This window comes from Burkholderiales bacterium, assembly GCA_035560005.1.
In the GTDB taxonomy this organism is placed as follows: domain Bacteria; phylum Pseudomonadota; class Gammaproteobacteria; order Burkholderiales; family Eutrophovitaceae; genus DASRFY01.
Map to the genome: position 1 here is coordinate 1 of DATMAN010000088.1, position 22,707 is coordinate 22,707.

27 protein-coding genes are annotated in these 22,707 nt (G+C 66.8%); 15 read left to right on the forward strand and 12 right to left on the reverse strand.

Annotated elements, in window-relative coordinates; genetic code table 11:
- Positions 1-75: 75 nt before the first annotated feature.
- From VNM24_12735 to VNM24_12750, 4 genes are read left to right on the forward strand one after another with little or no spacing between them, the layout of a single operon-like run.
- Complete coding sequence (locus VNM24_12735) at positions 76-327, forward strand: hypothetical protein (GenBank protein ID HWQ39444.1); 252 nt, start codon at positions 76-78, stop codon at positions 325-327.
- A 12-nt stretch (positions 328-339) separates the two neighbouring features.
- Positions 340-1,074 (forward strand): 5-oxoprolinase subunit PxpB, encoded by a 735-nt coding sequence (pxpB, locus tag VNM24_12740; GenBank protein ID HWQ39445.1) that lies wholly within the window; start codon positions 340-342, stop codon positions 1,072-1,074.
- Complete coding sequence (locus tag VNM24_12745) at positions 1,065-2,072, forward strand: biotin-dependent carboxyltransferase family protein (GenBank protein HWQ39446.1); 1,008 nt, start codon at positions 1,065-1,067, stop codon at positions 2,070-2,072. Before pxpB ends, VNM24_12745 begins: the two co-directional genes overlap by 10 nt.
- Positions 2,065-2,838, forward strand: coding sequence for a 5-oxoprolinase subunit PxpA (locus tag VNM24_12750; protein ID HWQ39447.1), 774 nt, complete (start codon positions 2,065-2,067; stop codon positions 2,836-2,838). The genes VNM24_12745 and VNM24_12750 overlap by 8 nt, the downstream gene beginning before the upstream one ends.
- A gap of 60 nt (positions 2,839-2,898) precedes the next feature.
- Here VNM24_12750 and VNM24_12755 read toward each other — a convergent pair whose 3' ends face one another.
- From VNM24_12755 to VNM24_12765, 3 genes are read right to left on the reverse strand one after another with little or no spacing between them, the layout of a single operon-like run.
- A complete protein-coding gene (locus VNM24_12755; GenBank protein HWQ39448.1) occupies positions 2,899-3,468 on the reverse strand; it encodes a YceI family protein in 570 nt (189 codons plus the stop codon).
- A gap of 46 nt (positions 3,469-3,514) precedes the next feature.
- Positions 3,515-4,069: a YceI family protein gene (locus VNM24_12760; GenBank protein HWQ39449.1), complete on the reverse strand. Its 555-nt coding sequence runs from the start codon at positions 4,067-4,069 to the stop codon at positions 3,515-3,517.
- Positions 4,056-4,610: a cytochrome b gene (locus VNM24_12765; GenBank protein ID HWQ39450.1), complete on the reverse strand. Its 555-nt coding sequence runs from the start codon at positions 4,608-4,610 to the stop codon at positions 4,056-4,058. The genes VNM24_12760 and VNM24_12765 overlap by 14 nt, the downstream gene beginning before the upstream one ends.
- A gap of 378 nt (positions 4,611-4,988) precedes the next feature.
- Here VNM24_12765 and VNM24_12770 point away from each other — a divergent pair, with 378 nt between their 5' ends.
- From VNM24_12770 to VNM24_12785, 4 genes are all read left to right on the forward strand, one after another.
- Complete coding sequence (locus VNM24_12770; protein ID HWQ39451.1) at positions 4,989-5,813, forward strand: molybdopterin-binding protein; 825 nt, start codon at positions 4,989-4,991, stop codon at positions 5,811-5,813.
- A 104-nt stretch (positions 5,814-5,917) separates the two neighbouring features.
- Entirely contained in the window at positions 5,918-6,058 is a 141-nt protein-coding gene (locus tag VNM24_12775; protein HWQ39452.1) for a hypothetical protein, read from the forward strand.
- 126 nt (positions 6,059-6,184) lie between these two features.
- Entirely contained in the window at positions 6,185-6,796 is a 612-nt protein-coding gene (locus VNM24_12780) for an RNA polymerase sigma factor (protein HWQ39453.1), read from the forward strand.
- Entirely contained in the window at positions 6,793-7,713 is a 921-nt protein-coding gene (locus tag VNM24_12785) for a hypothetical protein (protein HWQ39454.1), read from the forward strand. Before VNM24_12780 ends, VNM24_12785 begins: the two co-directional genes overlap by 4 nt.
- 41 nt (positions 7,714-7,754) lie before the next feature.
- On the opposite strand, the gene VNM24_12790 is transcribed toward VNM24_12785, so the two are convergent.
- The 4 genes from VNM24_12790 to wrbA form a co-directional block, all read right to left on the reverse strand.
- On the reverse strand, positions 7,755-8,420 hold the full coding sequence (locus VNM24_12790) for a class I SAM-dependent methyltransferase (protein HWQ39455.1): 666 nt from the start codon (positions 8,418-8,420) through the stop codon (positions 7,755-7,757).
- Between the two features lie 133 nt (positions 8,421-8,553).
- Positions 8,554-9,468, reverse strand: coding sequence for a tRNA glutamyl-Q(34) synthetase GluQRS (gene gluQRS, locus VNM24_12795; GenBank protein HWQ39456.1), 915 nt, complete (start codon positions 9,466-9,468; stop codon positions 8,554-8,556).
- Between the two features lie 176 nt (positions 9,469-9,644).
- Positions 9,645-10,361, reverse strand: coding sequence for a DUF2470 domain-containing protein (locus tag VNM24_12800; GenBank protein HWQ39457.1), 717 nt, complete (start codon positions 10,359-10,361; stop codon positions 9,645-9,647).
- A 3-nt stretch (positions 10,362-10,364) separates the two neighbouring features.
- Positions 10,365-10,958 carry an NAD(P)H:quinone oxidoreductase gene (gene wrbA, locus VNM24_12805; protein HWQ39458.1) on the reverse strand — a complete coding sequence of 198 codons (594 nt, stop codon included), beginning with the start codon at positions 10,956-10,958 and terminating at the stop codon, positions 10,365-10,367.
- Between the two features lie 59 nt (positions 10,959-11,017).
- On the opposite strand from wrbA, the gene VNM24_12810 reads away from it, so the two are divergent.
- Positions 11,018-12,280, forward strand: a complete 1,263-nt coding sequence (locus VNM24_12810) for a YihY family inner membrane protein (GenBank protein HWQ39459.1) — start codon at positions 11,018-11,020, stop codon at positions 12,278-12,280.
- A 128-nt stretch (positions 12,281-12,408) separates the two neighbouring features.
- Here VNM24_12810 and VNM24_12815 read toward each other — a convergent pair whose 3' ends face one another.
- Positions 12,409-13,068: a transglycosylase SLT domain-containing protein gene (locus VNM24_12815; protein ID HWQ39460.1), complete on the reverse strand. Its 660-nt coding sequence runs from the start codon at positions 13,066-13,068 to the stop codon at positions 12,409-12,411.
- Entirely contained in the window at positions 13,065-14,771 is a 1,707-nt protein-coding gene (locus tag VNM24_12820; protein ID HWQ39461.1) for a proline--tRNA ligase, read from the reverse strand. Before VNM24_12820 ends, VNM24_12815 begins: the two co-directional genes overlap by 4 nt.
- A gap of 59 nt (positions 14,772-14,830) precedes the next feature.
- On the opposite strand from VNM24_12820, the gene VNM24_12825 reads away from it, so the two are divergent.
- Positions 14,831-15,634, forward strand: a complete 804-nt coding sequence (locus VNM24_12825) for a polyamine aminopropyltransferase (protein HWQ39462.1) — start codon at positions 14,831-14,833, stop codon at positions 15,632-15,634.
- Between the two features lie 112 nt (positions 15,635-15,746).
- Complete coding sequence (locus VNM24_12830; GenBank protein ID HWQ39463.1) at positions 15,747-16,274, forward strand: RNA pyrophosphohydrolase; 528 nt, start codon at positions 15,747-15,749, stop codon at positions 16,272-16,274.
- Between the two features lie 22 nt (positions 16,275-16,296).
- Here the strand turns inward: VNM24_12830 and VNM24_12835 are convergent, their stop codons facing one another.
- Positions 16,297-16,632, reverse strand: coding sequence for a barstar family protein (locus VNM24_12835; GenBank protein HWQ39464.1), 336 nt, complete (start codon positions 16,630-16,632; stop codon positions 16,297-16,299).
- Positions 16,633-16,898: 266 nt separating this feature from the next.
- Here VNM24_12835 and VNM24_12840 point away from each other — a divergent pair, with 266 nt between their 5' ends.
- Positions 16,899-17,855, forward strand: coding sequence for a hypothetical protein (locus VNM24_12840; GenBank protein HWQ39465.1), 957 nt, complete (start codon positions 16,899-16,901; stop codon positions 17,853-17,855).
- On the opposite strand, the gene VNM24_12845 is transcribed toward VNM24_12840, so the two are convergent.
- On the reverse strand, positions 17,852-18,850 hold the full coding sequence (locus VNM24_12845; GenBank protein ID HWQ39466.1) for an NAD(P)H-quinone oxidoreductase: 999 nt from the start codon (positions 18,848-18,850) through the stop codon (positions 17,852-17,854). The genes VNM24_12840 and VNM24_12845 overlap by 4 nt on opposite strands.
- A gap of 146 nt (positions 18,851-18,996) precedes the next feature.
- Here VNM24_12845 and VNM24_12850 point away from each other — a divergent pair, with 146 nt between their 5' ends.
- The 3 genes from VNM24_12850 (at position 18,997) to VNM24_12860 (ending at position 21,381) form a co-directional block, all read left to right on the forward strand.
- On the forward strand, positions 18,997-20,010 hold the full coding sequence (locus tag VNM24_12850; protein ID HWQ39467.1) for an aldo/keto reductase: 1,014 nt from the start codon (positions 18,997-18,999) through the stop codon (positions 20,008-20,010).
- Positions 20,011-20,097: 87 nt separating this feature from the next.
- The gene (locus VNM24_12855; GenBank protein HWQ39468.1) at positions 20,098-20,856 is read left to right on the forward strand and encodes a 3-oxoacyl-ACP reductase family protein; all 759 of its coding nucleotides are present in this window, start codon (positions 20,098-20,100) and stop codon (positions 20,854-20,856) included.
- Positions 20,857-20,871: 15 nt separating this feature from the next.
- The gene (locus tag VNM24_12860; GenBank protein ID HWQ39469.1) at positions 20,872-21,381 is read left to right on the forward strand and encodes an N-acetyltransferase; all 510 of its coding nucleotides are present in this window, start codon (positions 20,872-20,874) and stop codon (positions 21,379-21,381) included.
- A gap of 82 nt (positions 21,382-21,463) precedes the next feature.
- On the opposite strand, the gene VNM24_12865 is transcribed toward VNM24_12860, so the two are convergent.
- Positions 21,464-22,687, reverse strand: coding sequence for a DUF1501 domain-containing protein (locus VNM24_12865; protein HWQ39470.1), 1,224 nt, complete (start codon positions 22,685-22,687; stop codon positions 21,464-21,466).
- Positions 22,688-22,707 lie beyond the last annotated feature (20 nt).

A 22,707-nucleotide genomic window follows, 5' to 3' on the forward strand; every position in this document is an offset into this window, starting at 1 on the left:
GGTCGAGCCCCCGCCGCTGCCGTTTCGCAGCGGTGCTTTCGGTTCACGCCGGCCGACTCGCGGTCGTTCACACCGATGCGCATTCTCCTTTCTTCTCTGTTGCTGGCCGTGCTGCTCGCCGGCTGCAAGACCCCGACTGCACTGACCGCGCAAGCGATCGGCTGCAGCCGCACGGGCGTGGACATCGTCGACAGCGAGTTCAAGCGCCAGGGCTCCACCACCGCGTGGTGCGCGCGCTGCGAGGGCAAGGTGTACCAGTGCGTGACCACGCCGGCCCGTGACCGGGTCGAATGCCGCGAAGCCCGGCCCGGGAGCCCGTGCGGCTGACAGCGCTGCGTCATGCCCGACGACGCGCGTGTCCATCTGAGCTTCGCCCCGCTCGGCGACCGGGCGCTGCTGGTGGAGGTGGGCGAAGCGCTCGATCCTGTCGTCACCGCGCGGGTGCGCACCGTGGCGGCCCGCATCACGGCCCGGGCGCTTCGCGGTGTCACCGACGTCGTCCCCGCGTTCTGCTCGGTCGCCCTGCACTACGACCCGGGCGCGCTGCGCGACCGCTCCGGCGAGAAGACGCCCTACGACGCGCTGGTCGAGCAACTGCAGGAACTGCTGGCCGAGGTTGCCGACGCCGAACCGGTGGAAGGACGGTTGTTCGAAATCCCGGTCGTGTACGGCGGTGCGTTCGGCGAGGACCTTGCGCCGCTTGCGCAGGCGAGGGGCCTGGCGCCGGAACAGGTCGCCGAAATTCACTGCGCGCAGACCTATTCGGTGTACATGCTGGGCTTTGCGCCCGGATTCGGTTATCTGGGGCCGGTCGACGAGCGGCTGAGGCAGCCGCGCCGTGAGATGCCGCGCACGCGCGTGGTCGCGGGCAGCGTCGCGCTGGCCAACGCGTTCACCGGTATCTACCCGATGGAGCTGCCGGGTGGCTGGCACGTCATCGGCCGCACTCCGTGGCGCCTGTTCGATGTGGAGCGCAATCCGCCGGCACTGCTCGCCGCGGGCGATCGCGTGAGATTCGTTCCCATCACCCCGGCCGAGTTCGACGTCGCCGCAGCCAGGCAGCCATGGCGCTGAAGATTCTGCGCGCCGGAGTGCTGACGACGGTGCAGGACCTCGGCCGATCCGGCTATCAGCGCTTTGGCGTGCCGGTGTCGGGCGCGATGGATGCCTATTCGCTGCGCATCGCCAACGCGCTGGTGGGCAATGGCTCCGAGGCGGCCGGACTGGAGCTCACGCTGGAGGGCCCGGCGATCGAGTTCGACGAGGACAGCTTGTTCGCGGTGTGCGGCGCGGATCTCGCGCCGCGCGTGGCGGATCGTCCCGTGCCGATGTTCCGTCCGGTCTGGGTTCGCGCAGGCACGCGCGTGGAATTCGGTGCGGCGCGGGTCGGAAGCCGTGCCTACCTCGCGGTCGCGGGCGGCATCGACGTCGCCCCGGTACTGGGCAGCCGCTCCACGTACTTGCGCGCGAACCTGGGGGGCTTGGAAGGCCGGGCGCTCAAGCGCGGCGACCGCCTCGGCGTCGGAGTGCCCGAGGCGACGCTCTATCCGCGGTTGAAGGCGCAAGCGCTGGGCTCGCCCGGCGGCATGGCCGCAGCGCAGTGGGCAGTGCGCGCTCGTGCGGAAAAGCTGCAGCGCACGCCCCAGACGCTGCGCTTCGTGTCCGGCGGATACTGGGAGACGCTCCCCGCCGAAAGCCGCGCGCGTTTCACCGGCTCCGAATACCGCGTCGGCGCGGCCTCCGACCGGATGGGCTACCGTCTGGAAGGTGCGCAGATCGACAGTGGAGCACGCCGGGAAGTGCTGTCGGAGGCGGTTGCCTTCGGTACCATCCAGCTGCCGCCCGACGGCAATCCCATCGTGCTGATGGCCGATCGCCAGGTGACCGGCGGTTATCCGCGGCTGGGCGAAGTCGCCTCCGTCGACCTCGGCCTCGCGGCGCAGCTCAAGCCGGGCGACCGCGTGCGTTTCGAGAGGATTTCGCTGACCCAGGCGCAGCAGTTGTGGATGGCGCAGGAGCGCGCGTTCGCGGAGCTGTGCGAAGCGCTGCGCGGCCACGTGGATAATGCCTAGCAGCGTCGACCTCAACTGCGATCTGGGCGAAGACTCGAGCGCCGAAGGTCGCGCGCGCGAGGAGGCGGTGCTTGCATTCGTCAGCTCGATCAACGTCGCCTGCGGGCTGCACGCCGGAGACGCGCACGTGATGCGCCGGCTCATGCGCCTCGCGGCGCAGAAGGGCATCGCGGTGGGCGCGCACCCGTCGCTCGCCGATCGCGAGCATTTCGGCCGGCGCGAGCTTCCGGTGACTGCAGAGGAGGTCTACGAGCTGGTGATCTATCAGCTCGGTGCGGCGCAGGCGATCGCGCGCTCGGCCGGAACGCGGCTCGCCCACGTCAAGGCGCACGGCGCGCTGTACAACATGGCTGCGCGCGATGCCACGCTGGCACGGGCGATTGCCGAGGCGGTGCGGGACTTCGACGCGCGCCTGGTGATGTTCGGGCTCTCCGGCTCCAGCCTCATCGCGGCGGCCGAAGCGGCGGGGCTCAGGAGCGCTGCCGAAGTGTTCGCCGATCGGACTTACCAGGCCGACGGCAGCCTCACGCCGCGCTCGCGCCCCGACGCGCTGATCCACGACGAGGATGCCGCGGCGGCGCAGGTGCTGCAGATGATCGAACAGGGTACCGTCCGCGCGGTTGACGGGCGCACGGTGAAAGTGCGCGCAGACACCATCTGCATCCACGGCGACGCACCACAGGCTCCGGCGTTCGCGGCTCGGCTGCGGCGGGCGCTGGAGAGTCGCGGGGTGCAGGTCAGGCCGGTTGCGGCGATCCCTGCTTGAATTCTCCGGTCGCGGATCGCGGCGGCGCCCGCTCGGGCAGGCCATGGCCGCGATCCTCCGCTAGTCGCGCACCGCCTCGATGCCGATGGTTATCCGGACCTCGTCGCCGATGCCGGGCAGGTAGGCCGTCATCCCGAACTGGGAGCGCTTGAGGGTGGTCACGGCATTCGCGCCGCAGACGTGCTTCTTGTTGATCGGGTTCTGCCCGCAGTTGAAGTTGGTGATGGTCAGGCTCACGGGCAAGGTCTTGCCCAGGAGCGTCAGCTCTCCGTCTACACCGGCGAGCCTGTCACCCTCGAAGGTGAGCCGCGTGGACTTGTAGCTCATGGCCGGAAAGACAGCGACGTTGAAAAAGTCCTCTGCACGCAGATGCTCGTCGCGCTTGGCGTGGCCGGTATCGATCGAGGCGGTGTCGATGACGATCTCGATGCTGCCGGTCCCTGCGGTGCGGTCGAGCACGATCCGCCCCCGGGTGGAATCGAAGGTCCCGCGCATGTTGGAGAAACCCAGGTGGTTGATCTCGAAACCCGGATAGGTATGCGCGGGATCCACGGTGTAGGACTCGGGAGCCGCCAGTGCCGTGGTGGACAATGCCGCGGCAAAGCTGGCGGCGACGGCTGCTCTGTGCATCGGAAGCCTCCTTGCCTGAACTATCAGAGCGATAAGACGGCGCGGCTCAGCCGGCAGTTCCGGACTGGACGATGCGGAATCGCACCTGGACCTCGTCGGCCACGGTGTCGGTGTCGGACCAGACCCCTTCGCCGATCTTGAACTGCAGCCGCAGCAGCGTGAATCCGCCCTCGTAGGCGGTCGCTGTGCCGGATTTCTTCACCGTGAACGGGGCGGTGATGTCGCGCGTGATGCCCTTGATCGTGAGCTTGCCCTGCGCTTCGAAGCGGTCGGGGCCGAGCTGACGCACGCCGGTGGAGACGAACTTCGCCGTCGGAAAGGCCGCGAGATTGAACCATCCCTTCTTCTTCACCTCGCTGTCCGCCTCTTCGCTGCCGGTGTCGACGCTGCCCAGGTCGACCTCGATCTGCGCCTGCGAGGCGGCGAGGTTCTTCGGATCGAACCGGATCTGCGCGGTGAACTTGCGGAAGCGGCCCTCGACCGGGACGTTCATCTGGGTGGAAATGAAGACGATCTCGCTTCTGGCGTAATCGATCGTCTGGGCCTGGGCCAGCAGCGGCAATCCGGCCGCGGCCAAGCAAAGCAGCTCAAGCGGTCTCATGCCTCCGGTTCCTCTGCTTGACGACCGGCAGCATGCGAACCAGCACGTCGTCCCGGTCGGCGAAGTGATGCTTGAGCGCGGCGGCGACATGCAGTGCAACGATGGTCATCATCGTCATGTTCAGATAGAAGTGCACCGCCTTGAGGGCGTCCGCCGCGTCCTTGTTCTTGGAGATCAGATCCGGTATGGGCACCAGGCCCAGGTAGACCGTCTGGAAGCCCGATGCGGAGCTGAACAGCCAGCCGGAGACCGGAATGGCGAGCGTCAGAATGTAGAGCAGCGCGTGCGAAGCGTGAGCGGCGAGGCGCTGCCAGGCCGGCATCGGCGGCAGCGGCGGCGTGCGATGGGTCAGCCGCCAGATGATGCGCAGCACGACGAGCAGAAAGATCGTCACACCGATCCATTTGTGATACGAGTACAGCCTGAGCTTGAGCGGAGACAGCGGCAGGTCGTGCATGTACAGACCGAGCGCAAAGGTGCCGAAGATCGCTGCGGCGATCAACCAGTGCAGCACGATCGCGACCGTGGTGTAGCGGTTCATCGCGTCTGCTGCGCACCGGCGCGCGGAAGCAGCGCCTGGTTCGCTGTCCATTGCTGAAGCATCAACGTTGTCGGCTCGTCGGCCGCCAGATCGCCGCCTGCACTCAGGCGGGAGCGTTCCACCCTCGCCCTTGCGGGAGAGGGCGGCGCCGCGTGCCGGTCAGGGGAGATGGGCAGAACAAACTCAACCTGGTTGGGTTTCTCTGGAAATCGGCTTCAAGAACGAATTTCACCGGCCGGCGGTTGACTGTCAAGCCGGCCCGGGTGCCTTGACGGTATGGGTTCGTGCCGACACACTGCGCGGCCATGACAACTGCTGCTCTGCGCTTCGGCGCGCCCGCTGCGATGCTGGGGTTGTCGCGCTGCGCGCGGTGGATACATGGCTGAGCGCTCTTTGCCCGGTTCCGCGGGCGACGCGCGCCTGCGCGGTCGCATCCCCACAGGGGCCCCTGCTCCACGCTTCGGCGCGCTCATCATCGGCGACGAGATCCTGTCGGGGAAGCGGCAGGACCGGCATTTCGCCAAAGCGATCGAGATCCTCGGGCGGCGCGGCCTCACACTGTCGTGGAGTATGTATCTGCCGGACGAGCCGGACATGATCGCCGAGGTCCTCACCAGCACCATGGGGCGGCCGGACGTGGTGTTCTCGTTCGGCGGCATCGGCGCCACGCCCGATGATCACACCCGGCAGTGCGCGGCGAAAGCGGCCGGCGTCGCACTGGCCTTGCACCCCGATGCCAAACGCGAGATCGAAGCGCGCTTCGGTGCCGAGGCGTACCCCAAGCGCATCGAGATGGGCGTGTTTCCGGTGGGCAGCCGCATCATTCCCAATCCCTACAACCGCGTGCCCGGCTTCAGCTACCGGCGGCATCACTTTCTTCCGGGGTTCCCGGAGATGGCCTGGCCGATGATGGAATGGGTGCTGGATAACGAGTATCGCGAATTTCACCGCGCCACGCCGCCGGTCGACGTGGCGATCATCGTCAAGGACGCCGGCGAAAGCCAGTTGATCGATCTGATGAACGGCTGCATCGCCCGGTTCCCGGACGTGAAGCTCTTCAGCCTGCCTTCGTTCACCCCGGCCGGCCGCCGCATCGAACTGGGCGTGAAAGGCGAAGCGCGGCTCGCCAATGAAGCGCTCGACTATCTGAAGCAGGGCGTCACGAAGCTGGGATTCGGGTGGGAAGAGAGGGGTGAGGTCTGAGAGATGAGGCGAGACGCGTGGGGGTGCGCGTTTTCTCACCCGGTGACCCCAGCAGCGCGCTTGCGTCGTTTACATCGACATCATTCCGGGCGATGGAGGTTGCGATGAGCGCTTGGTTGTGGCTGGCGCGGCTGCTTGCGCCATTCCAGGTCGCGGCGGCGCCGGCCGTGGGCGCAGCCTCGCGGTGGTGGGGCGCCACGCCGGGTTCGAGCGGGCGACCGGAGCGCCTGAAGAGCTCGTCGTGATCTGCGACGCCAGCTACGAAACTCGGCGGCGCGCGGGGTGATTGCGTCGGTGCGGCGCCGAGCCGCGGCCCTTTCCCGCCGGCTTCCTGCCGGACCCTTCGCGCGGATGAACGGTTTGCGCCGTCGATGATGCGGCTCGCAATGGGTCGCGGCGTGGATGTCTCCGCTACACTGGGGCGCGTGCGGCAGGCGGATTCGGACGAGGCGCTCATGATGGCCTATCGCGACGGCGATGCCGGGGCGTTTGCCGTGCTCTACGCGCGCCATCGCGGCGGGCTCTACCGCTTCGTGCTGCGCCAGTGCGGCAGCCGCGCACTGGCCGATGAGCTGTTTCAGGACGTGTGGACCAACGTGATCGCGGCCCGCAGCCGCTATGCTCCGAGCGCGAAGTTCTCCACCTTTCTGTACCAGTGCGCGCGCAACCGCCTGATCGACCATTTCCGCTCGCAGGGGCGCAGGCTCGAAGATCCAGACGACCCCGATGATCCGGTGGATCCGCCGGCACCGGCCGCTGGCCAGCCGGAGCGGATGATCGAGCGCCGTCAGCTCGCCGCCCGGATTCTGGAAGGCGTCGAGGCTCTCCCGCCGGCGCAGCGCGAAGCCTTCCTGCTCCACGAAGAAGGCGGCCTCGCGCTCGAGGAGATCGCGCAACTCACCGGCGTGGGGCGCGAGACCGTCAAGAGCCGGCTGCGCTACGCGCTCGCGCGGCTCAGACAGAGCCTGGAGGACTGGTCATGAGCGAGCGACCCCGTGACGATGAGGGGCTCGAAGCGTTCCTCGCCCGGCGCTCTACGGTCTCGCAGGCGTACCGGGACGCGGCCCGGGAGGAGCCGGCCGCCGAGCTGGACGATGCCATCCTGGCGGCGTCGCGCCAAGCGGTCGGTACGCGCCCGGGCAGGGGGGGCTGGATTCGCCGCTGGAGCGCGCCGCTCGCGGCCGCGGCCGTGATCGTGCTGGCCGTGGCCGTGACGCTGAACCTGCGCGACCAGGCGGATCTGGTTCCGCGTCACGCGCCGCCGGCGTCCTCGCAACCGAGCCCACCGGTATCTTCGCAGCCTGCGCCAGGGATGGAGCCCGAATCCGGACTCCCCGGCGTACAGGGCCTGCGCGCGCCGCAGTCCCGCCTTGAAAAGAAGGCCGCGGCGCAGCGCGAAACGCAAGCTCCCGTTTCCGAAGGTTCGACCGCGGTCGAGCGCGATCGGGCGGGCGGTGTCGACGAGAATCGGACCGATATCTCCTCGCCGGCGGCGCCGATGCCCGATCTCGAGGGAAGCGCCCGCCCGGCCACGAGTCCGCCTTCGCCGGCTGCGACGGATGCAACGCGCGCTGGCGAGCGCCGAGTCGAGCCGCAGAACGCAAGTGGCGTGAGCGCCGAGAAGGCGCAAGCGCCGCCTGCGCTTTCAGCCGGACAGCCTGCACGCGAGGAGCAGGCGCGCTCGGACCTGCGTGAACCGTCCGCCGCGCCCGCGCGCTCTGCGACGACTGCCCCGCAGACCGTGTTGCGTCAAATCGAATCGCTCTACTCGCGCGGTGCAGACGAAGAGGGTGACCGGGCGTTGCGCGAGTTCTGCAAGCGCTTTCCGCAGCATCCCCTGTCGGGCCCGCTGCAGCAGCGGGCGGCGAAGCTCGGTCCACCCTGCGCAGCGCCGCGCTAGCCTTCACGCGGCGCCGGAGGCGGGCGAGCCGTTTACACGGCTCAACCGGACTTCAGCGCCAGCGTCAGGCCGTCGCCGATTGGTACGAGCGACAGAAAGATCCTCGAATCCGAGTGCAGATGACGGTTGAAAGCGCGGATCGCTTCGGTGTCCTCGTCGCGCTTGCGCCGATCCGCGACCGCTCCGTTCCACAGGGTGTTGTCCACCGCGATGAGCCCGCCCGGTCGCAGCAGGCGCAGTACGCGCTCGTAGTAGTTCAGGTAATTCACCTTGTCGGCGTCGATGAAGGCGTAGTCATAGGTTCCAGCCTCGCCTACGGTGAGCATCGCGTCCAGCGTCTGCAGCGCCGGCGCCAGCCGCAGCTCGATCTTGCGCTCGACGCCCGCCTCCTTCCAGTAGCGTCGCGCCACCGAGGTCCATTCCTCGCTCAGATCGCAGGCCACGAGGCGACCGTCGTGCGGCATGGCGAGCGCAACCGCGAGGCTCGAATAGCCGGTGAACACCCCGACTTCGAGCGCGCGCTTGACGCGCAGCATGCGAACCAGCAACTGAAGGAACTGCCCCTGTTCCGGAGCGATCTGCATGGTGGCCATCGGCAGCCGCGAGGTTTCCTCGCGCAGCCGCCGCAGGACGTCGGGCTCGCGCAGCGAGTGGTCGATCAGATAGCGATAGAGCTTGTCGGGGAGCGTGAAGGTTCTGGTGGACATCGGAGCATTTCCTGAGCGTTCAGCTTTTCGTCGAAGTCATCAAGCTACCAGAGAGTGCAGCGCGACGCGCCGCCCATCGCGCGGACGCAAGATTGGGAGTGGCCGCTGCTGGAATCGGGAGGCTCCTCGTTCGTCAGGGCGCTTCAGCGAAGCGCCGGTCTTGCAGCGCAATGGCGCGCGTCGCCGGCAGGCGCTCGCGCGACCATTGCGACACCACCCAGCGGAGCGCTTCCGCGGGAGTGCTCCGTTCCAGGTCTGCGGGCGGCCGCTGTCCGAGGAAAGCGGCGACCGCGCCGATGACTGCTGGCGCCTGTGCCGGATCGACGGGCCGGGCGCGTGCCTGCTTCGACAGCTTCCGGCCGCTGGCATCCAGCGCCACCGGCAGGTGCAGGTACCGTGGCGTGGGGACTCGGAGCAGGCGCTGGAGATAGATCTGCCGCGAGGTGGAATCGAGCAGGTCCGCACCCCGCACGACGTGATCGACGCCTTCCTCGGCGTCATCGACCACGCACGCAAGGTGATAGGCGTAGACGTGATCGGCCCGGTAGAGGACGAAATCACCGAACTCGCGGGCCAGGTGCCGTTCGATCCGTCCCTGCAGCAGGTCGTCGAATGCGATCGTCGTGTCCTCGACTCTGACGCGCAGCGCGCGCGCCGGGCGTCCCGGCGGCAAGCCGTCGCGGCAGGTGCCCGGGTAGACGGGACCTTCGCCGCCGGCCCGCGCGATCTCGGCAATCTCCTTGCGGCTGCAGGCACAGGGGAAGACCCGGCCGGCTTGGCGCAGCCGATGCAAGGCGGCGTGGTAGGCGTCGCTGCGCCGGCTCTGGAATACGACCGGACCGTCCCATTGCAGCGCGTGCGCTTCGAGGCAACGCAGAATCGCATCCACGGCTCCCCGCGCCGTGCGTGGCGGATCGAGATCATCGATGCGCAACTGCCAGCTGCCCCCGTGCGCGCGCGCGTCGCAATAACTCCCGATCGCGGCGATCATCGAGCCGAAATGCAGCGGCCCCGAAGGGCTCGGCGCGAATCTTCCGCGGTAACTCATACGGCGAGCGCCCACAAGCGAACAGACCGGGCGAACCTCATGGAGAACGACCAACCACCGAACTCACCGGGAAGTGCCGCAACGATTCCTTCAGCACCTCGCATTTCACAACGGCCCTGGTGTGCCCGCTCGCTGATGACGATGTCTGTTCGTTCAAGTGCGCGCAGGCTGAAGGCTCAGGAGTTTTCGGGCCGGGCCTGCCGCGCCAGAGCGACCAGGTGATCGCGGGCGTCCTGCGCGTTCTCGACTCGTGCGTCGAATTCGAAGCGCAGCAAAGCATGGTCGGCACGCAGGTCGAATCCGTCGCAGTCGATGCCGCACATTTGCGCGCTTCTTGCTTGGACGCCGTGGACATGGCGACAGTAGTCGAGCAGATTGTGAGCGTGGTCGGCGTTCATGTGCCGCAGAATGTCGGCTTCTGCCTCCGCGACCGGCAGCAGCGGCGCCAGCAAGCTCGCGCCGTCGATCCAGTGCAGGCTGCCGAAGCCGGCGATCAAGCGCGCCTGCCTGGGCTCGATGCAGAAGAATCGAAAACCGCCGATCGCCAGATGCTCGCGCCCCTCGGGAAGGATGCGCAGATACCGTTGCTGCACGCGTTCTTCCTCCACCTCCCGCGCGTCGCCCAGAACGGTCAGGCGCGGCTGCGACTGAAGGTCCGGCGTGAGCGGCGAAACGGTGAAGGACACCCGCGGGTCGCGCAGGATGTTCTGCGTGTGCTCCGCGAGATGGCTGATGAGGACGACGACGCGTCCCTGATGGTCGGTGCAGAACGGCAGCGCGGAGCCGTAGGGATAACCCTCCTGCCTGGCCGAATGGGTGGAGAGCACACCGGCATGGTGGCGTCGCAACAGCCTTCGCGCTTCGTCTCCCCGCGTCAGGGTGGATGCATCCATGCGCTAGCGCGCAAGCTTGAGCGCGATCTCGGCCAGCCGGCGGCCCAGCGCGATGCACAGCCTGCGTTCTTCGTCGCTCACCGGCAGATCGGCGTTGCGACCGGCGAGGTGGCTGACGCCATACGGAGTGCCGCCCGATCGGGTGGAGATCAGATCCGGCTCGGTGTAGGGCACGCCCACCATGATCATGCCGTGATGCATGAGCGGAAGCATCATCGACAGCAGCGTCGTCTCCTGACCGCCGTGCATCGACGCGGTGGAGGTGAAGACGCAGGCGGGTTTGCCGGCCAGCGCGCCGCGCAGCCAAAGTGCGCCGGTACCGTCCAGGAAGTATTTCAGTGCAGACGCCATGTTGCCGAAGCGCGTCGGGCTTCCGAGCGCGAGCCCGATGCACTGTTCGAGATCGGAATACTCGGCGTACGGAGCGCCGCTGTCTGGAATCGATGGTTCCACGGCCTCGGCCACGGTCGACACCCGGGGAACGGTGCGCAGCCGGGCCGTCGCACCAGGCACCTGCTCGACGCCGCGAGCCACATACTGCGCCATCTGCCGGATGGCGCCGGTCTGCGAGTAGTACAAGACAAGGATTTCGTTCACCAGGAAGCTCCGCCGTGTCTCAGCGCAAAGTATTATATGGCCGCCCTTCCGGGTTCCAGATGAAGCTCAGGCTCGGATCCGTCCGCGAGATCGTCGAGCAGTTCCGCTTGCTCGGCAACTTCATCTCGCTGGTCTATTGCCGTTTTCGCGACGAGCGCTGTTTCCAGCTGTGCGGCAGCCTGACTTTCACCACGCTGCTGGCGCTGGTGCCGCTGGTCACGATCGCGCTCACCGTCATGACCGCGTTTCCGGTGTTCGCCGACATCACCGCCCGGCTGCGCGAGTTCGCGCTGGAGAACTTCGTCCCGCGCGAATCGGGCCGCGTGGTCTCCACCTACGTCGAGCAGTTCTCGGAGAACGCCGGACGACTGACTGCTGCGGGCGTCACGCTGCTCGGGGCCGCGGCGATCATGCTGATGCTGACGATCGACCGCGCCTTCAACACGATCTGGCGGGTCAAGCGCCCGCGCCCCCTGGTGCAGCGCGTGCTGATCTACTGGTCGCTGCTGACGGTCGGCCCGCTGCTCATCGGAGCCAGCCTGACGTTGTGGTCGTGGCTGCTGACGTCCGCCGGAGCCGGCCGCCACATTCCCGAGCTCACGGTCGTGGTGCTCAGACTCGTCCCGCTGGTGCTGACGTCAGCGGCGTTCGGACTGCTCTATCGCCTGGTGCCCAACCGGCAGGTGTCCCTGCTGGACGCCACCGTGGGTGGCATCATCGCCGCCATGGCGTTCGAGGGCATGAAGCTCGGTTTCAGCGAATTCGTGCAGAACTTCGGCAACTACAAGCTCGTCTACGGCGCCTTCGCCAGTGTGCCGATCTTCCTCGTGTGGATCTATTCGTCCTGGGTGGTGGTGGTGTTCGCCGCGGTCATCACCGCCGTGCTCCCCTACTGGCGCACCGGAGGCGTCAAGAGTCCGGGGGCGCCCGGCAGCACGTTCGTCGACGCGCTGGAGATCCTGATGATGCTGGCGCGCGCGCACCGCGAAGGCGAGGTCAAGAACCTGCAGGAGCTGCGCACCGTGGTCAAGCTGTCGTGGGAAGAGATGGAGGCGATCCTCGACCGGCTGGTGGCGGCGGGCTGGGTCGCAAAGCTGCAAGGCAACGGCTGGGTGCTGGCGCGCGATGCCAGTCGCATCCATGTAATCGACGTCTATCGCAAATTCGTGCTCGACGAACGAGGCGCCAACGAAGCCACCGACGAGCCGCCGATCCGCAACCTGATCAGCAGGCTTGCGGAAAGCGCGGAGGATGTCGCCGACATGACGCTTGCGGAGCTGTTCTTCGGCCGCGAAGGCCGCGGGGCGGCGCGCGCGGCGTGACGAGCACGCTCGCCGCGGCCACACGCAGGCGAATCGCGAGAGCGAAACGCGAAGTCAGTGACTGCGCCTGGCTGCGCGCACCCTCCGCGTGGAGCCGACTCGCTCCAGAACCCGTGCGGTGAACCGGGCTACCAGATGACCTTCACCGGCGCAGTGGTCGCGCTCGGGCGCGACGCCGCGCGAGTCAACGTCGGCTGATCGGGGTCGTAGCGCCAGTTGCGCGCCAGCGCCCGGCGCACCTGTTCCGGGTATTTGCGCTGTCCCAGGCTCCCGTTGTAGCGCGCGAGCGCGCGCGACAGGTTTCCTTTCTCGATGTCGAGGTAGTGGCGCAGGATGGTGCAGCCGTAGCGCAAGTTGGTGCGCAAGTTGAACAGGTTGTGATCCTTCTCGCCGATCAGCTCGGTCCAGAACGGCATCACCTGCATGTAGCCGCGGGCGCCGGCGCGCGACACCGCGTACTTGCGAAAGCGGCTCTCCACTTCCATTACCGCCAGCACGAGTTGCGGATCGAGCCCGGCACGGGTGGCTTCGTAGTGCACGGTGGTCAGCAGATCCTTGCGCGCCTGCTCGTCCGGCACGTGGCGCTCCAGGCGAGTGGACATGTCGGCCAGCCAGACCGCGCCTTGCATCTCGTCCTGAAAGGCCAGACGCGGGCTGGCGTTGTCGGCCACCGACCGATGCAGTGCCGCGCGCACGCTGGCCGAGAGCGGTTCGTAACGCTGCTCGCCGGCATGGGCCTGCGCGCCCAACAGGCCCAGTCCGGCGAGCAAAGCGAGGTGCTTGGTCATACGAGCGATTTTAGGTGCGCGGCGACGCTTTGCAAATCGACGACCTGGGCTTTCTCGGCGGTGCGCGCCTGAACTTCCGCCTTGCCTTCCTTCAGCCCGCGCTCGCCCACCGTGACGCGATACGGCAACCCGATCAGCTCCAGGTCCGCGAACATCACGCCGGGACGCTCGCCGCGATCGTCGAGCAGAACTTCGAATCCAACCGCCTCGAGTTCGTCGTGCAACTGGTCCGCAGCCTCGCGCACGGCTTCGCTGCGCTCGTAACCGATCGGCGCAACCGCTACCTGGAATGGCGCCATCGGGAGCGGCCAGACGATGCCCCGGGCGTCGTTGCCCTGCTCGATGGCTGCCGCGACGATGCGCGAGACGCCGATTCCATAGCAGCCCATTTCCATGGGCCTCGCCACCCCCGTCTCGTCGAGAAACGTGGCCTGCATCGCTTCGGAATACTTCGTGCGCAGCTGGAAGACATGGCCGACCTCGATGCCACGGCAGATCTCCAGGCGACCCTTGCCGTCCGGCGAAGGATCGCCGGCGACCACGTCGCGGAGGTCGGCGACATGGATCGGCTCGGGCAGATCGCGCCCGAAATTGACGCCGACGAGGTGATAGCCGGCTTCGTTCGCCCCGCACACGAAGTCGCTCATCGCGGCGACCGACCGGTCGGCGATGACCTTGATGTTCTTCGGCAGGCCTACCGGTCCGATGTAGCCCGGCCGGCAGCCGATGCGCTCCTCGATTTCCCGGTCGCTGGCGAAGCGAAAGGGATTGAGCCCTGGAATCTTCGCCGTCTTCACCTCGTTCAACTGGTGATCCCCGCGCACGAGCAGCATGAACATCTCGTCGTCATGCATGACCGCGAGCGCCTTCACCGAGCGCGACAGCGGCAGCCCCAGCAGCGCCGTGACTTCCTCGCAGGTCGTCTTGCCCGGCGTAGGGACCTTCTCCATCTTCTGGCCGGGAGCGGCGCGCGGTCCGGGCGGCGCCAGCGCTTCGGCCAGCTCGACATTCGCCGCATAGTCCGAGGTCGGGCAGAAGGCGATCGCGTCCTCGCCCGAATCGGCGAGGACGTGGAATTCGTGCGAGCCGGTGCCGCCGATGGCCCCGGTGTCGGCGGCCACAGCGCGAAACTTCAGCCCCAGGCGCGTGAAGATGCGCGCATACGTGTCGTACATATTGCGGTACTCGCGCTGCAGGTCTTCGTAGCTGGCGTGGAAGGAGTACGCGTCCTTCATCAGAAATTCCCGGGCGCGCATCACGCCGAAGCGCGGCCGGATCTCGTCGCGAAACTTGGTCTGGATCTGGTAGAGGTTCAGGGGAAGCTGGCGATAGGAGCGGATCTCCTTGCGGGCGATGTCCGTGACGACTTCCTCGTGCGTCGGACCGAAGCAGAAATCGCGTTCGTGCCGGTCCTTGATCTTGAGCATCTGCGGTCCGAACTGCTCCCAGCGTCCCGTCTCCTGCCACAGCTCGGCCGGCTGCACCGCGGGCATCAGCAGCTCGATGGCGCCGGCGCGATTCATTTCCTCGCGCACGATGCTCTCCACCTTGCGCAGCACCCTCAGCCCGAGCGGCATCCAGGTATAGAGCCCGCTGCCCAGCTTCTTGATCAGCCCGGCGCGCAACATGAGCTTGTGGGAGACCAGTTCGGCTTCCGCCGGGGCCTCCTTGAGGGTCGACAAAAAGAACTGCGAAACGCGCATCTGCTCGCTCGGTTCCTGGAAAAGCCGCTATTCTACAGGCGTTTACACGCGAAAACGGCATGACGATCCGGCTCGGCAAGTGGCGCATCCATCGGCTGTTCGACCGCGACGCTCCGGTGGAGGTCAGCGAGCGCGACGGCGTTCGTTCCCTGCACCTGGGCACCTCGACCATCCAGAGTTCGATGAAGCTCAACGACCCGGTCGAGCTGGTGCTGTCCTACACCCGCACGATGATGGGCTTCCTGCTGTTCGATCCGCAGCCCCGGCACGTCGTGATGATCGGCCTGGGCGGAGGGTCGCTGGCCAAGTTCATCTACCACCGTCTGCCGGACGCACGCCTCACCGCGGTCGAAGCGAATCCGCGGGTCATATCGGTGGCCAGATCCCATTTTCATGTGCCCCCGGACGACGCGCGCCTGCAAGTGGTGCTGGCGCCCGGCGAGCAGTGGGTGGCCGGACGCAGCGAGCCGTGCGACGCGCTCCTCGTGGACGGTTACGACGGCACCACCCAGGCGGAGGGGCTTTCCACGGAGGACTTCTACATGGCCGCTCGCCGCTGCCTCGAGCCGGAAGGCATCCTGGTCGTCAATCTCTGGTCGAGCGACAAGCGCTTCGAGGCCTACCTGCAGCGTATCGAACGTTGCTTCGAAGCCTGCGTGTGTCTGCCGGCGGAGCGCCGCGGCAACGTGGTGGCCTTCGCTTTCTGCCGCCCGCCCCGGACTTTCCGTTGGTCGCAACTCATCCCGCGGGCCAAGGGCCTCCAGGCGCGCCTCGGACTGGAGTTCCCGCGCATGGTCGAGGCCCTCAAGGAACTCAATCCGCACGATGCCAAAGGCTTGATCTTCGGCCGCTCCGGAGCCTGATCGGGGCTGGGATCGCGGCGCCGCGGCGCCCGCCGTGGCATTCGGCTCGGGGGTTTCGTGGCCTCCGTTTCTGTGAAAAAATCGTGTCAGAGAGATTTCAGGGGTGGCTGACATGATCGACCGTGACGGCTATCGCCCCAACGTAGGAATCGTACTGTGCAACGCAAAAAACCAGGTCTTCTGGGGCAAACGGGTCAAAGAGCACGCGTGGCAGTTTCCACAGGGCGGGATCAAGACCGGAGAGAGCCCCGAGCAGGCGATGTACCGCGAGCTGCGCGAGGAGGTGGGCTTACAGCCCATGCACGTCAGGATCCTCGGGCGCACGCGCGACTGGTTGCGTTACGACGTGCCTCAGCACTGGGTGCGCCGTGAGCATCGCTCTTCCTACCGGGGGCAGAAGCAGATCTGGTTCTTGTTGCGCCTGATCGGGCGCGACTGCGATGTGTGCCTGCGGGCTTGTGGCAAGCCCGAGTTCGACGCTTGGCGCTGGCACGAGTACTGGGTGCCGCTCGACAGCGTGATCGAGTTCAAGCGCGACGTCTACAAGCAAGCGCTGACCGAGCTGGCCCGCTACCTCGACTTGAACGCGCCCAACACCTACGCCGCAGCCGAGGCCAGGGTGCAGCCCTGCAGGTCGTAGGCCGCACCCGGCTGCGCCCCGGTCAGGGTGTCGGAGACAGGCTGATCTCCGGCACGTCGGGCGCGAGCAACGGGTTGTCCAGTCCCATCAGGGCGATCAGTCGCTTGCCCCGCTCCGCCCAGGCATCGGCCGCGTCGCGCAGCATGTCCACCGCCGCACTGAACTCGTCGGGCTCGCTGCGCGCGAATCCCGAAAGATCGTCGAAGACGATCACCAGGCCGGCGGCCATCCGGTCTGCCAGGGCCGTGAAGCAGTCGTAGACCGCATCCCAGTTCTGCCCGACACGATCGGGGAAGTCCAGCGGGGCGGCGATCGCGGCCAGAAACGCCAGCTTGTCGCGGGCCTTGCGCGTTGCCATCCGTTCGAGATGAAGAGGCGCGCGAGCGGCCACGTTGGGAGGCACGGTACCGTGGGCGCGAAACCGAAAGACGCCGCCGGTCGTGCCCCCAAGAAGTTCAGAAAGCGTCATGGTCGATGGCCCAGAGCGTGTTAGCATACCGGCACCGGCAGGGCGGCTTCCCTCCCTTGGCCCCAGGCCGGAATACGATTTAAGTGCCTGAAAAAGTGTTCCTTGCGGGTCGTTGCAGGGCCGGGGTACCATTCGCTGCGTCAAGGGAGGATGTCATGGCCGAGCCGCGTCGAAGCAACTTCGACGTCACCAATCGGGTCGAGACCACGGACGTGAACGCGGTCAGCCACGAGGTCGGCCGCATCTTTCTCGATCTCTATCCCGATGCGTCGACCCAGCTCATCGATCGCTCCTTTGCCGACGTGGGGCGACTGTTCCGCGGGGAGTATCCGGGCTACCGCGCCTGCGACACCGAGTATCACAACCTCCAGCACACGCTTGACGTCACGCTCGCCATGGCGCGGCTCATGGACGGTTATGAGCGCGCCCGCGACCGCAGCGAGCCGATCGGGTCGCGCCTGTTCAGCTTCGGGGTGATCACCGCGCTGCTGCACGACATCGGCTACCTGCGCCGCGCCAACGACACGCGCCATCACTACGGGGCCGAATACACGCTGCGCCACGTGTCGCGCGGTGCGAAGTTCATCGAGCACTACATGGAAAAGCTGGGAATGGGCGATCTGGCTCCCGTCGCCAAGCAGATCGTGCACTTCACCGGTTACGAGCGACCGGTGCAGCACATCAGGGTTCCGAATCTGATGTTCCGCATGCTCGGCAACATGCTGGGAACCGCCGACATCATTGCGCAGATGGCCGACCGCTGTTACCTGGAGAAGTGCCGCGATCGTCTGTTTCCGGAATTCGTGGCCGGCGGACTGGCGGCCCGCGATCCGGCCGATCGGCGTCGCGGCGTACTGTTCCGCTCCAAGGAAGAGCTGCTCGAACGCACTCCCCATTTCTACCGGACCGCGACCGTGCGGCTGAAAGATCATCTCGGGGGTGCGTATCGGTACGTGCAGCGCCACTTCGGCGGCCAGAACCTTTACCTGGAAGAAATCGACAAGAACATCCACTACGCGGCGGCCGTGGCCGAACGGCGCGATCTGTCTCTGCTGCGCCGCAGGCCGCCGCCCACGCGCGTCGAAGAAGAAAGCAACGTCAAATTCTTCTAGCGCCCGCGCGCGCCTTCCTCCACCTGGAGGATGATCTTCCCGACGTGCGCGCTGGTTTCCATCAGCGCGTGCGCCTGGGCCGCCTGCTCCAGCGGAAATACGCTGTGCACGATGGCCTTGATCGCGCCATTCTCGATCAGGGGCCAGACCTTTTCCTCCAAGGCTTTCGCCACCGCCGCCTTGACGGACACCGGTCGGGGGCGCAGCGTCGAGCCGGTCAGCGTCAGCCTGCGGCGCAGGATGTCGGTCATGTCCAGCGTGGTCTTCGAGCCGCCCAGAAAGGCGATCAGCACCAGGCGTCCGTCGTCGGCCAGGCAGCTCAGTTCGCGCGGCACGTAGTCTCCCGCCACCATGTCGAGGATGACGTCCACCCCACGGCCGCCGGTCGCTTCCTTCACCACCTTCGCGAAATCCTCCGTGCGGTAGTTGATGCTGCGCTCCGCGCCGAGCGCTTCGCAGGCCCGGCACTTCTCGTCCGTTCCCGCGGTGGCGAAGACCCGATGACCGAATGCGCGCGCCATCTGGATCGCTGTCACGCCGATCCCGCTGGAGCCGCCCTGCACGAGCAAGGTCTCGCCCGGCGCCAGCCGGGCCCGGTCGAAGACGTTGATCCAGACCGTAAAGAAGGTCTCCGGAAGCCCTGCCGCCTCGATGAGCGTCAGGCCCTTTGGTACCGGCAGGCATTGTTCGGCGGGCGCGTTGACGTACTCGGCGTAGCCGCCGCCGGTGACCAGCGCGCAGACCCTGTCTGCGCTCTTCCAGCGCGTGACGCCTTCTCCGACGGCGACGACGGTGCCCGCGACTTCCAGGCCCGGAATATCCGAAGCGCCCGGCGGGGGAGCATAGAGCCCCTTTCGTTGCAGCACATCCGGGCGGTTGACGCCGGCAGCCGCCACCCTGATCAGCACTTCGCCGCGGCCCGCTCGCGGCACGGGGCGCTGCGCGACGCGCAGCACCTCCGGCGCTCCGGGCTTCTCGATTTCGATTGCACGCATCGTGTTTGCCATGATTCGCATGCTCTGCCTTGTGGTTTCTTGTCCGGGGCCGGCGGCGGCGCCGGGAGGCGCGCAGTTATAACACAGGCATTTGTGCGCACGCAGGCGATGCGGCATGATTTCGCCTCACAAGAAGAGGGGGGAGCATGGAATACCGCTATCTGGGCAGGAGCGGGCTGAAGGTCTCTGCGCTTTGCCTCGGCACGATGATGTTCGGCGATCGCACCGATGTGCAGGAGGCGCAGCGCATCGTCGACTCGGCGCGCGAAGCCGGCGTGAACTACATCGACACGGCCGATCAGTACGCGGCAGGCGCGTCCGAACGCATCGTCGGTCAGTTGCTGGCGGCCGATCGGCACAGCTGGGTGCTCGCCACCAAGGTCGGCAACCCGATGGGCAAGGGCCCCAACGAAGTCGGCCTGTCGCGCAAGTGGATCATGCAGGCCTGCGATGCAAGCCTGCAGCGTCTTCGCACCGACTACATCGACATCTACTACCTGCATCTGGACTATGCCGACATCCCGCTGGAGGAGATGGTCGGCTCGATGGGCGACCTCATCCGCGCCGGCAAGATCCGTTACTTCGGCGTCTCCAATTTCCGCGGCTGGCGCATTGCCGAGATCATGCATCTGTGCCGTGCGACCGGGGTGCCGAAACCGGTCGTGTGCCAGCCTTACTACAACGCCATGAACCGCCAACCGGAAGTGGAGATCCTGCCGGCCTGCCATTACTACGGCATCGGCGTTACGCCTTACAGTCCGATCGCCCGGGGCGTGCTCACCGGCAAGTACAAGCCCGGGCAGCCGCCGCCCGAGGACTCGCGTGCCGGGCGCAAGGACAAGCGCATGATGGAGACCGAGTTTCGCGAGGAGTCGCTGATCATCGCGCAGAGGTTCAAGGAGCACGCCGAAGGCAAGGGACTGACCTCCGGTCAGTTCGCCTTCGCCTGGGTGCTTTCCAATCGCATCGTGGACAGCGTCATCGGCGGGCCGCGCACGCTGGAGCAGTGGACCGAGTATTACGGCGCGCTGAACTACGTTCTCGACAGGGAAGACGAGGAATTCGTCGATTCGCTGGTGCGGCCCGGGCATCCTTCGACACCGGGATACAACGACCCTCGGTATCCCGTCACCGGCCGGTTGCCACGCTGCCTGAACTGAGAGCGAGCGGAACGCGACGATTTTTCGCGCCTTCGGGTCGTCGCGTTTCGCTCTTGCGATGTCTTGCTCTGCGACGAGAGCTAACGTATGGAAGGGAACAAAGTTGCACTTGTGACAGGAGGCTCGCGCGGAATCGGACGCGCGATCGTCGAGGCGCTGGCCGGACGCGGCTGCCGCGTGATGTTCACGTTCGCCAGCCGCGAAACGCAGGCGAAAGAAGTCGTCTCCACGGTCAGGAAGACCGGCGGGGAGGTGCGGGCGCTGCGCGCCGATGTGGCGGAGGCTTCGAGTGCGCAGGCGGCGGTGCGCGCCGTGCTGGAAGCATTCGGGCGAATCGATGTCCTGGTGAACAACGCCGGGACGCATCTGCCCGGAGTCGCGATCGCCGACACGCCCGTCGCTGAATGGGACCGTGTGCTGCGCACCAACCTGTACGGTCCGTTCCACCTGGTTCAGGCGGTGCTGCCACACATGCGCGGGCAACGTGGCGGAAACATCGTCAACATCTCCTCGAACGTTACGCAACGCTTTCCCGCCAACTACGGCGCATATACGGTCTCGAAGGTGGCGCTGGAGGCCTTCACGCGCATCCTTGCCAAGGAAGAGGGTCCGCACGGCATTCGCGTGCACGCCGTGGCGCCGGGGCCCATTCGCACCGACATGCTGCAGGAGGCGCTGAACACGATGGGAGCCGAGCGGGCGCAAGCGTTCCTGAAGTCCGTGCCGCTCGGGCGCGCCGGCGAGCCTCGCGAGATTGCCGAGGTGGTCGCTTTCCTGGTTTCGGATGCTGCAAGCTACATGACAGGCCAGGTTGTCTACGTCAACGGCGGCGGGCCGGGCGGCTAGCGCAGGGGAAAAGCGGTGCTCATCCGGGAGGAGGAGCCGGCGGATTTCGACGCCGTGCGCGAGCTGCTGCTCGTCGCCTTCGGACGCGATACCGAATCCCGCCTGGTGGAGCGACTGCGCGCGGCGGGCAAGGCATCGGTCTCCCTGGTCGCCGCCTCGCGCGGCCGGATTCTGGGATACGTGCTCTTTTCGCCGATCGTGGTCGACGACGGTCAGCGGGAAACATCGGCCTATGCACTGGCTCCCCTGGCCGTACTGCCGGCGTTCCAGCGCCTGGGCATCGGCAGTGCGCTGGTCAGCGCCGGCCTTTCCCGGTTACGCGAGCAGGGCGCCGAGCGCGTGCTCGTGGTGGGCGATGCGCGTTACTACGCGCGTTTCGGATTCGTGCAGGCGTCGCGCTTCGGAATCAAGTGTCCTTTCCCCGCACCCGATGAGGCCTTCCTGGCCATCGAACTGCAGCCCGGTGCATTCGCCGGCTGTGCCGGAATCGCCCGCTACGGGCACGAGTTCGACGATCTGGAGTGAGCACCCGCGGCGTTCCCGGACTCGAAATCCGAACGCCGAAGCGCAGACCGTATCCTCCCGGGCCCGCGCGTGGAGGCGTGGATCACGAAAATACCGGGAAGGGTTCGAACCTGCCGCGCAGCACCTGCGCGGAATCGGCGCCGAGCCAGCCTTCGATCACAGTGGCATAGACGCGGCGGAAGTCGGTGGTGAACACGAGATTGTCGCCTTCGTCCAGCGCTGTGAGGCTCGGCACCGACCCGTAGTGGCCGCCTTTGACACGCTTGCCGATGAGGTACATGTGGTTGGCGGTGCCGTGATCGGTGCCCAAGCTGGTATTCTCCGGCACGCGCCGACCGAACTCGGAAAAGACCAAGACGGTCACGTCGTCGGCGCGGCCGATGCGCTCGATGTCCTTCATGAAGCCGGCCACCGCATCGGAAACATAAGTCAGCAGGCGCCGGTGCAGATCCGATTGCTGCACGTGGGTGTCGAAGGCATTGTGCCGATACGAGGTGTAATACAGACGCGTGGGAAGCCCGGACGCGATCAGCGCGGCGATCTTCGGCAGGTCGACCGGCACGATGCCGTAGTCGACCGGAGTCTTGTATCGCGTCCATGCATCGCGCACCAGCTGCGAAGCCTCGCGGGCGCTCTTCGCGACTTCCTGGAGGTAACGGCGTGCCGCGTTGCCGGCCACCTCGACGTCGGGCACGCGGTCGAGCAGCGGTCGTGCCTGGTGCAATCCCTTGCGCGAGAAGCGTTCGGGTTCGTCGAACACCACCGGAACGTGGTTGCGCGCGCGCACCGCCAGCGACTGGGCTTCATCGATGTTGACGATGAAGTTGGGCGTGAGCGCAGGATCGATCGCGTCGGCCAACCGGCCGACCCAGCCGTACTCTTCGCCGCTGTTGGGCGCGCCGGTGTGCCAGTAGGCCATCGACGTGAAGTGCGAGAACGACGGCTGCGCGTAGCCGCACCCGTGCACGACCGCCATGCGGCCGTCCTTGAACAGGCGCTCGAATCCGGCCATTCCGGCATTGAAGCCGAAGCGCTCGTCGATTCTGTGCAGCTTCTCGGGACGGATGCCGATCTTCGGTCGATGGCGGTAATAGGCGTCGTCTGCGTAGGGCACCAGCGTGTTCAACCCGTCGTTGCCGCCCGACAGTTCCAGCACCACCAGGATGCGTCCGGATTCGGTGGTCGCGTGCGCCAGCCGCGAGAACAGCGCCGGCATCATCCCGCTCGCACCCGCGCCGATCCCGCACAGGCAGGCCTTCAGCGCCGCTCTGCGGGTCCAGGCTCTCTTTCCGTCGACTTCTTTCATGGATGTCTTTCCGCTGTTGA

Bases quoted from the DNA above. Each gene is read 5' to 3' on its own strand.
- VNM24_12770 (HWQ39451.1), top strand. From the start codon at position 4,989: ATGGCTGAGCGCTCTTTGCCCGGTTCCGCGGGCGACGCGCGCCTGCGC.
- VNM24_12835 (HWQ39464.1), bottom strand. From the start codon at position 16,632: ATGGCAACGCGCAAGGCCCGCGACAAGCTGGCGTTTCTGGCCGCGATC.
- VNM24_12865 (HWQ39470.1), bottom strand. From the start codon at position 22,687: ATGAAAGAAGTCGACGGAAAGAGAGCCTGGACCCGCAGAGCGGCGCTG.
- VNM24_12765 (HWQ39450.1), bottom strand. From the start codon at position 4,610: ATGAACCGCTACACCACGGTCGCGATCGTGCTGCACTGGTTGATCGCC.
- VNM24_12850 (HWQ39467.1), top strand. From the start codon at position 18,997: ATGGAATACCGCTATCTGGGCAGGAGCGGGCTGAAGGTCTCTGCGCTT.
- VNM24_12745 (HWQ39446.1), top strand. From the start codon at position 1,065: ATGGCGCTGAAGATTCTGCGCGCCGGAGTGCTGACGACGGTGCAGGAC.
- VNM24_12815 (HWQ39460.1), bottom strand. From the start codon at position 13,068: ATGACCAAGCACCTCGCTTTGCTCGCCGGACTGGGCCTGTTGGGCGCG.
- VNM24_12780 (HWQ39453.1), top strand. From the start codon at position 6,185: ATGATGCGGCTCGCAATGGGTCGCGGCGTGGATGTCTCCGCTACACTG.
- pxpB (HWQ39445.1), top strand. From the start codon at position 340: ATGCCCGACGACGCGCGTGTCCATCTGAGCTTCGCCCCGCTCGGCGAC.
- VNM24_12760 (HWQ39449.1), bottom strand. From the start codon at position 4,069: ATGAGACCGCTTGAGCTGCTTTGCTTGGCCGCGGCCGGATTGCCGCTG.
- VNM24_12840 (HWQ39465.1), top strand. From the start codon at position 16,899: ATGGCCGAGCCGCGTCGAAGCAACTTCGACGTCACCAATCGGGTCGAG.
- VNM24_12750 (HWQ39447.1), top strand. From the start codon at position 2,065: ATGCCTAGCAGCGTCGACCTCAACTGCGATCTGGGCGAAGACTCGAGC.
- VNM24_12790 (HWQ39455.1), bottom strand. From the start codon at position 8,420: ATGTCCACCAGAACCTTCACGCTCCCCGACAAGCTCTATCGCTATCTG.
- VNM24_12775 (HWQ39452.1), top strand. From the start codon at position 5,918: ATGAGCGCTTGGTTGTGGCTGGCGCGGCTGCTTGCGCCATTCCAGGTC.
- VNM24_12800 (HWQ39457.1), bottom strand. From the start codon at position 10,361: ATGGATGCATCCACCCTGACGCGGGGAGACGAAGCGCGAAGGCTGTTG.
- VNM24_12825 (HWQ39462.1), top strand. From the start codon at position 14,831: ATGACGATCCGGCTCGGCAAGTGGCGCATCCATCGGCTGTTCGACCGC.
- VNM24_12845 (HWQ39466.1), bottom strand. From the start codon at position 18,850: ATGCGTGCAATCGAAATCGAGAAGCCCGGAGCGCCGGAGGTGCTGCGC.
- VNM24_12820 (HWQ39461.1), bottom strand. From the start codon at position 14,771: ATGCGCGTTTCGCAGTTCTTTTTGTCGACCCTCAAGGAGGCCCCGGCG.
- gluQRS (HWQ39456.1), bottom strand. From the start codon at position 9,468: ATGAGTTACCGCGGAAGATTCGCGCCGAGCCCTTCGGGGCCGCTGCAT.
- VNM24_12855 (HWQ39468.1), top strand. From the start codon at position 20,098: ATGGAAGGGAACAAAGTTGCACTTGTGACAGGAGGCTCGCGCGGAATC.
- VNM24_12785 (HWQ39454.1), top strand. From the start codon at position 6,793: ATGAGCGAGCGACCCCGTGACGATGAGGGGCTCGAAGCGTTCCTCGCC.
- VNM24_12810 (HWQ39459.1), top strand. From the start codon at position 11,018: ATGAAGCTCAGGCTCGGATCCGTCCGCGAGATCGTCGAGCAGTTCCGC.
- VNM24_12830 (HWQ39463.1), top strand. From the start codon at position 15,747: ATGATCGACCGTGACGGCTATCGCCCCAACGTAGGAATCGTACTGTGC.
- VNM24_12755 (HWQ39448.1), bottom strand. From the start codon at position 3,468: ATGCACAGAGCAGCCGTCGCCGCCAGCTTTGCCGCGGCATTGTCCACC.
- VNM24_12735 (HWQ39444.1), top strand. From the start codon at position 76: ATGCGCATTCTCCTTTCTTCTCTGTTGCTGGCCGTGCTGCTCGCCGGC.